At 72.7% G+C, this 12,059-nt stretch carries 13 protein-coding genes and 1 pseudogene; 9 read left to right on the top strand and 5 right to left on the bottom strand.

Going from position 1 to position 12,059, the window contains the following annotated elements:
- Nucleotides 1–26 precede the first annotated feature (26 nt).
- Nucleotides 27–734 (top strand): DUF72 domain-containing protein, encoded by a 708-nt coding sequence (locus AC27IY_RS00630; RefSeq protein ID WP_487176744.1) that lies wholly within the window; start codon nucleotides 27–29, stop codon nucleotides 732–734.
- 20 nt (nucleotides 735–754) lie between these two features.
- Here AC27IY_RS00630 and thrS read toward each other — a convergent pair.
- Nucleotides 755–1,954, bottom strand: a pseudogene (gene thrS, locus AC27IY_RS00625) (threonine--tRNA ligase); the annotation flags it as partial.
- A 188-nt stretch (nucleotides 1,955–2,142) separates the two neighbouring features.
- On the opposite strand from thrS, the gene AC27IY_RS00620 reads away from it, so the two are divergent.
- On the top strand, nucleotides 2,143–3,114 hold the full coding sequence (locus tag AC27IY_RS00620) for a helix-turn-helix transcriptional regulator (protein ID WP_449957546.1): 972 nt from the start codon (nucleotides 2,143–2,145) through the stop codon (nucleotides 3,112–3,114).
- Between the two features lie 12 nt (nucleotides 3,115–3,126).
- Here the strand turns inward: AC27IY_RS00620 and AC27IY_RS00615 are convergent, their stop codons facing one another.
- Nucleotides 3,127–3,702, bottom strand: a complete 576-nt coding sequence (locus AC27IY_RS00615; protein ID WP_423471984.1) for an NADPH-dependent FMN reductase — start codon at nucleotides 3,700–3,702, stop codon at nucleotides 3,127–3,129.
- Nucleotides 3,703–3,788: 86 nt separating this feature from the next.
- On the opposite strand from AC27IY_RS00615, the gene AC27IY_RS00610 reads away from it, so the two are divergent.
- Complete coding sequence (locus AC27IY_RS00610; RefSeq protein WP_423447780.1) at nucleotides 3,789–4,133, top strand: winged helix-turn-helix transcriptional regulator; 345 nt, start codon at nucleotides 3,789–3,791, stop codon at nucleotides 4,131–4,133.
- A 4-nt stretch (nucleotides 4,134–4,137) separates the two neighbouring features.
- On the opposite strand, the gene AC27IY_RS00605 is transcribed toward AC27IY_RS00610, so the two are convergent.
- Nucleotides 4,138–4,611 carry an ATP-binding protein gene (locus tag AC27IY_RS00605; RefSeq protein WP_344205720.1) on the bottom strand — a complete coding sequence of 158 codons (474 nt, stop codon included), beginning with the start codon at nucleotides 4,609–4,611 and terminating at the stop codon, nucleotides 4,138–4,140.
- A gap of 209 nt (nucleotides 4,612–4,820) precedes the next feature.
- Here AC27IY_RS00605 and AC27IY_RS00600 point away from each other — a divergent pair, with 209 nt between their 5' ends.
- On the top strand, nucleotides 4,821–5,288 hold the full coding sequence (locus tag AC27IY_RS00600; protein WP_344205719.1) for an adenylyltransferase/cytidyltransferase family protein: 468 nt from the start codon (nucleotides 4,821–4,823) through the stop codon (nucleotides 5,286–5,288).
- A 37-nt stretch (nucleotides 5,289–5,325) separates the two neighbouring features.
- Here AC27IY_RS00600 and AC27IY_RS00595 read toward each other — a convergent pair whose 3' ends face one another.
- On the bottom strand, nucleotides 5,326–6,195 hold the full coding sequence (locus AC27IY_RS00595) for a glycerophosphodiester phosphodiesterase (RefSeq protein ID WP_371252709.1): 870 nt from the start codon (nucleotides 6,193–6,195) through the stop codon (nucleotides 5,326–5,328).
- Nucleotides 6,196–6,373: 178 nt separating this feature from the next.
- Between AC27IY_RS00595 and AC27IY_RS00590 the strand changes: the two genes are divergently transcribed.
- The 5 genes from AC27IY_RS00590 (at nucleotide 6,374) to AC27IY_RS00570 (ending at nucleotide 10,051) form a co-directional block, all read left to right on the top strand.
- The gene (locus AC27IY_RS00590; RefSeq protein ID WP_487176743.1) at nucleotides 6,374–7,039 is read left to right on the top strand and encodes a DUF1345 domain-containing protein; all 666 of its coding nucleotides are present in this window, start codon (nucleotides 6,374–6,376) and stop codon (nucleotides 7,037–7,039) included.
- A complete protein-coding gene (locus tag AC27IY_RS00585) occupies nucleotides 7,036–7,416 on the top strand; it encodes an STAS domain-containing protein (protein ID WP_423447788.1) in 381 nt (126 codons plus the stop codon). Before AC27IY_RS00590 ends, AC27IY_RS00585 begins: the two co-directional genes overlap by 4 nt.
- A gap of 102 nt (nucleotides 7,417–7,518) precedes the next feature.
- Complete coding sequence (locus tag AC27IY_RS00580; protein WP_487176742.1) at nucleotides 7,519–7,950, top strand: SPW repeat protein; 432 nt, start codon at nucleotides 7,519–7,521, stop codon at nucleotides 7,948–7,950.
- 207 nt (nucleotides 7,951–8,157) lie between these two features.
- A complete protein-coding gene (locus AC27IY_RS00575; protein WP_344205712.1) occupies nucleotides 8,158–9,171 on the top strand; it encodes a TerC/Alx family metal homeostasis membrane protein in 1,014 nt (337 codons plus the stop codon).
- Nucleotides 9,172–9,235: 64 nt separating this feature from the next.
- Nucleotides 9,236–10,051, top strand: a complete 816-nt coding sequence (locus AC27IY_RS00570; RefSeq protein WP_487176741.1) for an SAM-dependent methyltransferase — start codon at nucleotides 9,236–9,238, stop codon at nucleotides 10,049–10,051.
- A 19-nt stretch (nucleotides 10,052–10,070) separates the two neighbouring features.
- Here the strand turns inward: AC27IY_RS00570 and AC27IY_RS00565 are convergent, their stop codons facing one another.
- Complete coding sequence (locus AC27IY_RS00565; RefSeq protein WP_487176740.1) at nucleotides 10,071–11,927, bottom strand: ABC transporter ATP-binding protein; 1,857 nt, start codon at nucleotides 11,925–11,927, stop codon at nucleotides 10,071–10,073.
- Nucleotides 11,928–12,059 lie beyond the last annotated feature (132 nt).

Here is a 12,059-nt window from a genome sequence, read left to right as displayed (position 1 = left end):
GCGGGGGTCAGGGTAGGCGTAAAGCCGTGACATGGTTGGTGGGCACTTCGGGCTGGCAGTACAAGGACTGGCGGGAGGTGCTGTACCCGGAGGGGGTGCCGCAGCGGCTCTGGCTGGAGGCGTACGCCGCCGAGTTCCCCACCGTCGAGAGCAACAACGCCTTCTACCGGCTGCCCCGGCAGGAGACGTTCGCCGCCTGGCGGGAGCGCACGCCGGACGGGTTCGTGATGGCGGTCAAGGCGAGCCGGTTCCTCACGCACATCAAGCGGCTGCGGGATCCCGAGGAGCCGGTGCGGCGGCTGATGGACGCGGCCTCGGGGCTGAAGGAGAAGCTGGGCCCGATCCTGCTGCAGCTCCCGCCGACCCTGCGGGCCGAGCCCGGCCGCCTGGACCAGTGCCTGGCCTGCTTTCCCGGCGGGGTGCGGGTGGCGGTGGAGCCGCGGCACGAGTCCTGGTGGACCGACGAGGTCAAGGGCGTCCTGGAGGCGCGCGGCGCGGCCCTGTGCTGGGCTGACCGGCTGGACCGGCCGGTCAGCCCGCTCTGGCGCACCGCCGACTGGGGGTACGTACGCCTGCACCAGGCCGCCGACGGCTGGGAGTACGGCGAGCCCGTGCTGTCGGCGTGGGCGGCCCGGATGCGCGAGGCGGGCTGGGACGAGGCGTACGTGTACTTCAACAACGACCCGGGAGGCGCCGCGGTGCGCAACGCGCGGCGGTTCACCGCCCTCGCGTAGCGCACCGCCCGCGGAGCCGGTCAGGGGAACGGCCGCGCCTCGGCGGCGAGCCGCTCGACCGGCACGTCCCCCGCCTGGCCGCCGTCCCGCAGCCGCACCGACGCGCCGCCGGCCGCCGCCTCCCGCGGGCCCACCACCAGCTGGTACGGCACCAACCGGTGCGCCCTGATCCTGGCCGCGAGGCTGCCCCGGTCGGCGGGCGCCAGCTCGGCCCGCAGCCCGGCGGCCAGGCAGCGGCGCAGCAGTCCGTCGGCGGCGGGCAGCTCGGCGTCCGACAGCGGCAGCACCACGGCCTGCACCGGCGCGAGCCAGGCGGGGAACGCTCCCGCGTGCACCTCGATCAGGTGCGCGACCAGGCGTTCGAGGCCGCCGACGACGCTGCGGTGCACCATGACGGGCCGCCTCGGTCCGTCGGGGCCCACGTAGGCGAGGTCGAAGCGGGCGGGCTGGTAGAGGTCGACCTGGACGGTGGACAGGGTGCTCTCGCGGCCGGCCGGGTCGGTGATCTGGATGTCGATCTTCGGGCCGTAGAAGGCGCCCTCGCCGGGCTCCTCGTCGTAGTCCTGGCCGCGTTCGTCCAGCACCTCGCGCAGCAGGGACTCCGAGCGGGCCCACATGGCGGGGTCGTCGACGTACTTGCCGCCCTCGCCGCGCAGCGACAGCCGGTAGCGGACCGCGCCGACGCCGAGGCGCGCGTGGGCCTGCCCGATGAGGTCGAGCGCGGCCGAGACCTCGGCGGCGGCCCGCTCGGGCGGGCAGAAGACGTGGCCGTCGTTGAGCTGGATGGCGCGCACCCGGCTGAGGCCGCCGAGCACGCCGGACGGCTCGGAGCGGTACATGCCGCCCAGCTCGGCCAGGCGCAGCGGCAGGTCGCGGTGGCTGCGCTGCCGGGAGCGGTAGACGATCGCGTGGTGCGGGCACAGGCTGGGGCGCAGCACGAACTCCTCGCCGCCGACGCTCATCGGCGGGAACATGTCCTCGGCGTAGTGGGCCCAGTGGCCGGATCGCTCGTAGAGCTCGCGTTTGCCGAGGACGGGCGAGTTGACGTGCTGGTAGCCGTTGCGGCGTTCGAGCTCGTGCACGTAGTCCTCGACGGCCTTGCGCACCGCCGCGCCGGCGGGCAGCCAGTAGGGCAGGCCGGAGCCGATGAGTGGGTCGGTGTCGAAGATGCCGAGCTCGCGGCCGAGTCTGCGATGGTCGTTCATGATCATCCTTTCGCGGGAAAGGGCGAACGACCAGCGGTCCCGGGCGTTCGCCCGGGAAGCGTGGAGTCAGCGCGCCGGGACGGGGTCCGGCGTCGTCGTGGCGATGACGTGAGCGCGCTGCATGGATTCACGGTAGCACCCCGAGCCCGCTGAAAATAATCTTCAGCAGGGCCTCGGAGATTGGCGAATGGTATAAAGGGGCGATGGCCGAGATCACCCTGGACGTCCGCCATCTCCGGGCGTTCGCGGAGGTCGGCTATCAGGTGGCGGGCGGCGGCGACGCGCACGCGGCGATGGCCGCGCTGCGCAGGGTGGTGCCGCTCGACGCGTACGAGTTCGTCGCCTTCGACCCGGCCACCGGGCGTCACCACAGCGTCGTCTCCGACGGCCACCGGCAGATCGACCGCGACGCCGCCGAGGAGTACGCCGGGCTGGAGGCCTACCGCCGCGCCCGCGCGACCCGCTCCCCCGTGCCGATGCCCGATCCCTGCACCGAGCGCTACTTCCGCCGCCACCTCGCCCCCTACGGCTGGCGGGCGGGCCTGACCGCGCCGCTGTTCCTGCCCGAGGGCCGCTACACGGGGCTGCTGCACCTGGCCACGCGCGACGCGTTCCCCGGCCGCATGGGGGCGGTGGTGTCGGCCGTCAGTCCGCTGCTCGCGCACCTCACCGACCTGAGCCGGTGCGTGATCGACCCGGTCGGCCTGCCGCCCGGTTTCCGCGCGGTGGCCTTCGACCGGCTCGGCGTCCGGCGCGAGGTCCCGGGGCGCGAGCCGTCGCCGGCGCTCTGGGACGATCCGGCCGTGGCGGCCTACGCCCGCGCGTTCATCGACTCGCGGGAGCTGAGCCGCCACGGCCTCTGGCTGGACGGCGGCGGGCGCTGGCACGAGCTGCGGCTGCTGCGGGCCGGCGTCGGGTTCCAGGGGTCGCTCCAGGGGGCGGTGGCCGGGGAGCGGCCGTGCGCGTTGCCGTACGAGCTGACCGGCCGCGAGGTGGACGTCCTCACCCGGGTGGCGGCGGGCGACTCCAACCCGCAGATCGCCGCCGCGCTGGTGCTCAGCGTGCGCACGGTGACCACGCACCTGGAGCACATCTTCGCCAAGCTCGGCTGCGACAGCCGCACCAGGCTCACCACGAAGGCGCTCGCCGAAGGGCTGTGCCGCCTCGACGTGTGAGGCCGCCCCAGACTAGGACGCCAGGCGCATCGGGCGCAGCGCGCCGCCGACCTTGGCCAGCTCGGCCAGCATGGCGTCGGCGGCGGCCACGGTCTCCTCGGCGGGGCGGAACGTGCCGTCCTCGGCCAGGAAGCGCGGCAGGAACGGGATGTGCACCGCCTCCGGCACGGGAACCATCTTGAGCAGGCTGATCACCGAGCGCAGGGCCGCGACGGCGCGGGTGCCGCCGGAGACGCCGCCGTAGCTGACGAAGCCGGCCGGCTTGTACTGCCACTCGTGGTGCAGGTAGTCCAGCGCGTTCTTCAGCACGGCGTTGAAGCTGTGGTTGTACTCGGGGGTCACGAACACGTACGCGTCGCCGCGCTCGACCGTGGCGCTCCACTCCTTGGTGTGGGCGTTGACGTACTGGCGCAGCCGGGGGTGGTGCGGCTCGTCCAGGAACGGCAGGTTGACCTCCGCCAGGTCCACCAGCTCCACCTCGAACAGCCCGGAGGCGGCGGCCCGCTCGGCGAACCAGTCGGCGACGGCGCGGCCGGCGCGGCCGGGGCGGGTGCTGGCGACGATGACCTGCAGGACGGGCTTGTTCATGACTCTCCTCGTGCTCTAGCTGCCGGAACGCAGCACTCAACATTATTGAGTAGCTCAACATTCCTTAGCAAATGTAGGATCAAGAGGTGAGCTCGGATTCCGTCTGCACGCGCTTCCACATCGCCCTGGAGCTGATCGGCGCCCGCTGGTCCGGCGCGGTGATCCACATGATCTTCAAGGGCGCGCATCGCTACGGCGACATCAAGGCGGCCATCCCCGGCATCAACGACACGATGCTCGCCCGCCGCCTGCGCGAGCTGGAGTCGGCCGGGCTCGTCGAGCGCCGCGTCCTGCCCACGTCACCCGTACGCGTCGAATACCACCTGACCCAGATGGGCGAGGAGCTGCGCCCGGTGCTGGACGAGCTGGTCACCTGGTCCCACAAGTGGATCCCGCTCCCCGGGGACCGCCCCGGCCGGGCGGCCGGATGAGCCGCTAGACCGCGACCGCCGCGACGCCGGCCAGCAGCAGCTCGAACCAGACCGTGGTCGAGCCGTTCTCGCGGGTGAAGCCCCAGCGGTGGCTGAGCGCCTCGATGAGCGGCAGGCCCCGCCCGCTGGTCGACTGCGCCCCCGTACGGCACACGCACGGCGGCCCGTCCGACCCGGCGTCCTCGACGCGCACCCGCACCGCGGACGGCGAGCTGGTCACGCTCACCGTGAACGAGCCGCCGGCGCCGGAGCGGGTGTGCAGGACCGCGTTCGTGGCCAACTCGCTGGTGAGCAGCACCACGTCGTCGTGGAGCGGATGGTCGCGGCCCAGCGCGTCGGTGACGACCCCCCGCGCCCGCGCCACCTGAGAGGGCGCCCCCGGCAACCGGACCACGAGGTCGCCCCCGTCGACGAACTCGTCGGCGAACTCGTCGACAACCCCGCCGACAGACCCGTCAACGCGGTGAAAGTCCGGCATCAGCGACCTCCCCCATGATCGTGCCCGTACCCGGGCGGCGTTATGAGACGCGCCGCGCCCACCTTCCGGAGCCTCGCCAAAAGGTAGGAATGCACTTTCCCATGGTCACCTGCACGGCCCTCCTGAGCGACCGAGTACGCTGCGATCGACGAATCGTCTAGGCCCAGGGGCGGAGCCGTCGAGGCCGGCAGGGCAGCGGAGGAGGTCGCGTGAGCAGCCTGGAGGCCCTCTGGGTGCAGCCGTACGACCGGCCGGGGGCGGCGGTCGTGACCGGGGTCTTCGACATCCTGCACGTGGGCCACGTGCGCTATCTCGGCGCCGTGGCGGCCCGCGGGCTGCCGCTCGTCGTCGGCGTCGAGGACGACCCCCGCGTACGCGCGTGGAAGGGGCCGACCCGCCCGCTCAACCCCGCCGCCGAGCGGGCCGAGGTGCTGGCCGCGCTCCGGTTCGTCGCGGGCGTCTTCATCGTGACCGGCCCGCCCGAGGCGCACGGCCCGGAGGACTACATCGACCTGCTCGCCCCCATGAGCCCCCGCGCCCTGGCGCACACCGCGGGCGACCCGCACGCCGGGGCCCGCGCCGCGGCGGCGGCGATCCTCGGCGCCGACTGCTGGGAGATGGAGGCCATCCCCGGCCGCTCGACCACCCGCATCGTCAACGCCGCGGGCAAGGGCTGAGCGCCGCGGGCAAGGTCTGACAAGCGCGTCACGGACGTCAATAGCGCAGCACGTCCCGCAGGCGGGCAGGAACGCCCGTCATGATGCCGTCCACGCCGAGGGAGAGCAGGCGGCGCTGCACCCGCGGCCGGTCCGTCGGGCCGGCGTAGACCCGCAGGCCGCGCGCCTTGATCTGGCGCACCTGCCCTGCGCTGAGCTGGGCGGCGTGCGGCAGGACGAGCGCGTCGGCGAAGTCCTCCACCTCGGACAGCTCCGCGCCGCTCCCGCCGAGCAGAAGGATGGGGACGTCGGGCACCGCGCGGTGCAGCGTACGCAACGCCCGCCGGTCGAATGACTGGAGCGCGAGGCGCCGGCCCTCCCACAGGTCCCTGGTCTCCAGCAGCTCGGCGGCCACCCGGCTGTCGATGCCGGGGCTGCGGGGCGAGTGCTTGATCTCCAGGAGCAGCCCGGCCCTGCCCTTGCCCAGCATCTCCAGGGCCTGCCGGAGCGTGGGCACGCGCTCGTTGCGGAAGCGCGGCGAGAACCACGACCCGGCGTCCAGGCGGCGGATCTCGGCGAGGGTGAAGTCGGAGACCCGCCACGGGCTGCGGTCGGGGAAGACCTCCTCGACGTTCGTGGTGCGGTCCAGCGTCTCGTCGTGAATGAGGACGAGCTGCTGGTCCTTGGTTTGCTGGACGTCGAACTCGCACCGGTCCGCGCCCGAGGCGCTGGCCCTGACGCAGGCGGCGATGGTGTTCTCGGGCGCGACGCCGGAGCCCGCGCGGTGCGCGATGTTCTCGGCCCGCGCGAAGTGCGGCCGCGACGGCTTCGGCGGTCTCGCGGGCGAGGCCACCGAGGCCCATGCCGTGCCGCCGAGGAGCGCCGTGCCGGTGAGAAGTGCGGCGGCGATGCCGAATGAGCGGTACATCTCCCTCCTTCACCCACTACAGAGAGTTATGTCTGACTTGCAGACTGTGCCCGCTAAGAGGTTGATCACTCCACTTCTGAGCAGGTCAGTGTGCGCGACCCGCACCGCGGGAGATCATCCGGGGCGGCCCGCGGCGCTAGCCTGGACCCGACGCGGCGGGCGAACGGAGGGATCCCAGGTGGTGCGGCCGAAGCGGGTGTCCTGGCTGGCGGGGGCCGCGGCGCGGCGGACAGCGGAGATCGCCGCCGTGATCGGGGTCGTCGTCATGGCCGTGGCCGTGGCCCTCGTGCCGGCGTCCTTCGTGCCGCTGATCGGCTGGGACGCCGCCGGGCTCGCCTTCCTCGCGAGCACCTGGTGGCGGATCGGCCGGCTCGACGGCCCCGCGACCGCCTCCGCGATCGGGAGCGAGGACCCCTCACGGGCGGGGGCGGACCTCGCGGTCCTGGTCGCCGCGGTGGCCAGCCTGGTGGCCGTGGCCTACCTGGTCGTCCAGGCCGACACGCCGGAGGAGCTGGTGCTGCACGTGGGGGTCGGCGTGGTCAGCGTGGTGGTCTCGTGGGCGGTGGTCCACACGATCTTCACGTTGCGCTACACGCGGATGTACTACTCCCCCGGCCCCTACGGCGGGGTGGACTTCCACGACCACGATACGGACCCCCGGCCCCGCTTCACCGACTTCGCCTACCTCGCCTTCACCGTGGGGATGACGTTCCAGGTCTCCGACACCGAGCTGAACAACGCGGGGTTCCGCGCGGCGGTGCTGCGCCAGGCGCTGCTGTCCTACCTGTTCGGGGCCGTCATCCTGGCCCTCACCATCAACCTGGTCGCGGGCGTGGGCCGGTGAGCCCGTCAGGCGAGCGCCGGCTGGAGGTCGGCGACCGCCCCGCCGGCGACCGGGTCGTCGTGGTGACCGTGCGCGGGCCGCTCGACATGGACACCTGCCCCGTCCTGCAGGACGCGCTGGCCCGGGCGCTGACCGTGCGCGACCCGCCGCTGCTGGCGATCGACCTGAGCGGCCTGACCTCGGCGGACTCGTACGGGCTGACCGTCCTGCTGGCCACCGAGCGGCACGTGCGCACGACCGGAGGCGGCCTCGTCGTCTTCGGCGTCGGCCCGCTCCCCCGCCGCATCTTCCGCGACCGCGGCCTCGACAGGTTCCTGGACATCCAGCCGACGCTGGCCGAGGCCGTACGGCGGCTGGAGGACGGCTCCTTTGAATAGGCCCCTCACCAGGGGTATGAGGGCATGAGGCACCGAGGTCCGCGCATCTCAGGAAGGCGGTGCACGATGGTCCGAACACCGGGGACGCGGATGCGTCCCGACATGGCGGAAACGCGGCAGCACTACGAGGAGGCGGCCTGCCGGGGCCTCTTCCAGGCGCTCGACGGGCTCACCTTTCTCGCCGGGCTCTTTCTGGCGATCTCGCCCTGGGTGGCGGGCTTCGCCCAGGCCGGCCGGCTCACCGTCAACAACCTGGTGACCGGTCTGGCGGTGGCGGCCCTCGCCGTGGGCTTCGCCACGGCCTACGGCCGCACCCACGGGCTGGCCTGGGTGACGCCGATCATCGGCGTCTGGACGATCATCGCGCCCTGGGTCGTCTACGGCGGCGCGGTCCCGGGTGGAGCCGTGCTGAACAACGTCGTCGTCGGCATCTGGATCGCGCTCACGGGCCTGGCGGCGGCCGGGATGGCGGCGGGCGGCCGTATGCGTGGCCGAAGTCACGCGCACGTGAACGGGACCCGGCCCACCGGGTAAGAGCCGCGCGATGGGGCTTTCCGGCCATGACTTCGGCCGGAAAGGTTCAGGTACGTCCTGATCTGGTCTACGCTCAGCGTGGCGAGGGGAGTACTTCGCAAGCGCCGATCCGGTCAGTACGGACGTACCTGAGCGTCCCCGGACGGCGGCCCGCTACCCCCGGGTGAAGGAGACCTCGAACGGTTGAGTCACGTTCGAGGAGGTTCCATGTCCCCGGGGACACTTTCGGCTGCGTCCGGCACGTCCGGCTCCATCGCGTCCTTCACGCTGTGGGCGGTCACCGTCGCCGCGCTGCTCGTCCTGTTGGTCGTCGACATCGTCCTGACCAGGCGCCCGCACGAGGTGCGCATGCGCGAGGCGATCGGCTGGTCGGTCTTCTACCTGGTGCTGCCGGTGCTGTTCGGCTTCTACCTGTGGGCCGAGTTCGACGGCGGCGTGGCGGTCGAGTTCTTCACCGGCTACGTGGTGGAGAAGTCGCTGTCGGTGGACAACCTGTTCGTGTTCATGCTGCTGCTGGCGGCCTTCGCGGTGCCCGCCGAGCTGGCGCAGCGGGTGCTGCTGTACGGCATCATCGGGGCTCTGGTGCTCCGGGCGATCTTCATCGCGCTGGGGGCGGCGGCCCTGGAGAGCGGAACGTGGGCGTTCCTGCTGTTCGGCGCGGTGCTCATCCTGACCGCCGGCAAGGTGCTCAGGGAGGCGCGCAAGGGCGAGGCGCACGCCGTGGACATCGACTCCATGCGCAGCGTCCGGCTGCTGCGCCGGCTCGTCCCGGTCTCGCCCCGCTACCACGGCTTCCGGCTCCTGGTGCGGGAGAACGGCCGGACCGCGATCACCCCGCTGGCGCTGGCGACCGTCGCGGTGTTCGCCACCGACATCGTCTTCGCCGTCGACTCCGTGCCCGCCGTCTACGGCGTCACCGACGACCCGTTCCTGGTCTTCGCCACCAACGCCTTCGCCCTGCTCGGCCTGCGGGCGCTGTACTTCGTGCTGCGCGGCGCGCTGGCCCGGCTGCGCCACCTCAACTACGGCCTGGCCATCATCCTCGCCTTCATCGGGGTCAAGCTGGTGCTGCACTGGGCGCACGGGATCTGGGCGTGGGTGCCGGAGATCCCGACGCCGGCCTCGCTCGGCGTCATCGTCACGGTCCTGTTCACCGTCACGGTCACCAGCCTGCGCGCCGAACGCGTCCCCCCTCCTCTTCAGCAGGAGGACGAGGCTTGACCGTCCCTCCCTCCCGTGATGGCCTGGAATTCGTTCCGGATCATGACGGGAGGGGAGCGGGCCGATGAGCGAGCACGACGTCCGGGCCGAGATCGACACCACGGTCCCGCACTCGGCGCGGGTGTGGAACTTCCTGCTCGGCGGCAGCGACAACTTCGACGTGGACCGTGAGGCCGGGCGCACCCTGCTGCGGCTGTTCCCCGACTTCGCGGCGGTCGCCCGCACGCAGCGCGCGTTCCTCATCCGGGCCGTCCGCCACCTGGTGCTGGAGGCCGGGATCCGGCAGTTCCTGGACGTCGGCAGCGGGCTGCCCACGGCGGACAACACGCACGAGGTCGCGCAGGCCCTCGCGCCCGGGTCGCGGGTCGTGTACGTCGACCACGACCCCATCGTGCTGGCGCACGCCCGCGCCCTGCTGGTCGGCGCTCCGGAGGGCGCCACGGACTACGTGCACGCGGACGTCCGCGACACCGGCCTCATCCTGGAGCAGGCGGCGCGGACCCTCGACCTGTCCCAGCCGGTGGCGCTCATGATGCTGAGCGTCGCCGGGCAGCTCACCGACGACGACGCGCCGGAGGACGTCGTCGCCCGGCTGCTGGAGCCGCTCGCCCCCGGCAGCCACCTGGTGCTGAGCGACGGCGTCGACACGAACCCGGCGCTGGTCGAGGCCGTCGCCGCCTACAACGGCAGCGCGGCCAACACCTATCAGCTCCGCGCCCCTGAGCGCATCGCCGGCTTCTTCGCCGGGCTGGAGCCGGTGGACCCCGGCGTGGTGCCGACACCCGCGTGGCGTCCCGACGCGGGCGCCGGCGAGCCGCCGGAGGGGACCGGCGTGGTCAGCGCGGTGTGCGGCGTGGCCCGCAAACCCGCCCCGACCTGACCCGGGGCGGCGTCCGGGCTCAGGCCGTGACCTCCCGGCCCGCGCCGGCCTCCTGGATCCCGTCGGAGGTGTCCTCCTCGGGCAGGAAGCCGCCGGACTGGTGGCTCCAGAGGCGGGCGTAGGGGCCCTGCGCCCGCAGCAGCTCGCTGTGGGAGCCCTCCTCCACGATGGTCCCCCGGTTGAGCACGACGAGCCGGTCCATCCGCACCACCGTGCTCAGCCGGTGGGCGACCACGATCGCCGTACGGTCCTGCATGAGCCGCCACAGGGCCTCCTGGACGAGGATCTCGCTCTCGGAGTCGAGGGCGCTGGTGGCCTCGTCCAGCAGCAGGATCGGGGCGTCGCGGAGGATGGCGCGGGCGAGCGCGACGCGCTGGCGCTGCCCGCCGGACAGCTTCACGCCCCGCTCGCCGACCAGGGTGTCGAAGCCCTCCGGCAGCGCCTCGACGAACTCCGTGACGTGCGCCGCCCGCGCCGCCCGCAGGATCTCGGCCTCGGTCGCGCCCGGCCGGGCGAAGGCGATGTTGTCGCGGACCGTGCGGTGGAACATCGCCGGTTCCTGCGGGACGTAGGCGATCAGGCTCCGCAGGTCGGCCTGGCGCAGCCGGGAGATGTCCTGGCCGCCGACGAGGATGCGGCCGCCGTCGACGTCCATGAGCCGCAGCAGCAGCCGGGTGAGCGTGGTCTTGCCGCCGCCCGACTGGCCGACCAGGCCGATCTTGGTGCCGCTGGGGATGTCGAGGTCCAGATCCGCGAAGAGGGGATCGCCGTCGGCGTAGCCGAAGCGCACGCGTTCGAAGCGCACGCTCGCGTCGGCCGGGCGCAGCGGCTGCGGCTCGGGCGGGTCCACCACGGTCGGCGGGTCCAGCAGCAGCTCCGTGAACTGCGCGGCCTCCGTGAGCACGCTCTCGACCCGCCGGTAGATCTGGTTGAACTCGAACATGATGCTGATCGTGTTGGTGTAGTACGTGAACGTCACCACGATCGCCTCCACGCCCAGCCCGCCGCGCAGCGCCACGGCGAGCAGCAGGCCGACGGCGCTGGTCAGCACCGACAGGGGCGCGACGACGGTGTCGACCCGCAGGTTGCCGTAGTCCCACGAGCGCAGGGACGCCCGGCCCTGCTCGGCGACCCTGGCCCGGTGCTCGGCGGCCTCGCGGTCCTCGGCGGCGAAGGCACGGACGGTGTCCATGTTCGCCAGCACGTCGGCGACGTGCCCCGACACCAGCACCTTGGCCGCCTCCCGCCGGTCGACCAGAGCCTGCCGGCGGCGGATGAGCGGGGCGACGAGGAATCCGGTGACCAGGATGAGGCCCACCAGCACCAGGACCAGCAGCGGGTGGTACTGCCACAGCACCACCGAGGCGAAGCCCAGGGGCACCACCTTGGCCATGATCGAGAAGGCGAGCGTGTCGGCGAACTCCTCGAACCTGGAGGAGAACCCGAGCACCCGCTTGGTCAGCGAGCCGGCGAAGTTGTTGTGGAAGAACGCGGCGTCCTTGGCCAGCAGCTCGTCCATGCCGACGACGCCGAGCCGCTCGATGCCGCGCGCGTCGGTACGGTTGAGGAAGTGCAGGCCCACCCGCCACAGGGCCTCGCCCGCCAAGAGCATCCCCGCGAAGCCGAGGACGTACGGCAGCAGCGACCCGACGGACCCGTCGCCGCCGCCCGCCAGGTGCCCCACCAGGCCGGCCACCGCCAGCGGCGCCAGGTAGAACAGGCAGATGTTGCCGACGGCGGGGAGCGTCAGCGCGGGCAGCGCGACCGGCCACTGCCGGCGCAGTTCGTTCCAGTAGTAGCGCAGTGCGAGCAGGACCGCCGATTTTCGTGCGGACGACCGCTCTCCGGAGCCCACGAGTGATCCGAGCACAGCCATCCGCCCTCCCGAATGCCGACGCCGCCCTGTCATGCTGCCGCAGCGCTCACGGCGGGAGCCAACGATTTTCTGTTAAGAAAAGCCGGCGCGGGTGTCGAGAAGCCGGCAGCGGCTCCGACTGCCCGGTGAAGG

The organism is Nonomuraea sp. B208 (assembly GCF_057536035.1).
Note: the sequence above shows the minus strand (reverse complement) of the source record. Positions and strands in the feature narration are given on the sequence as shown.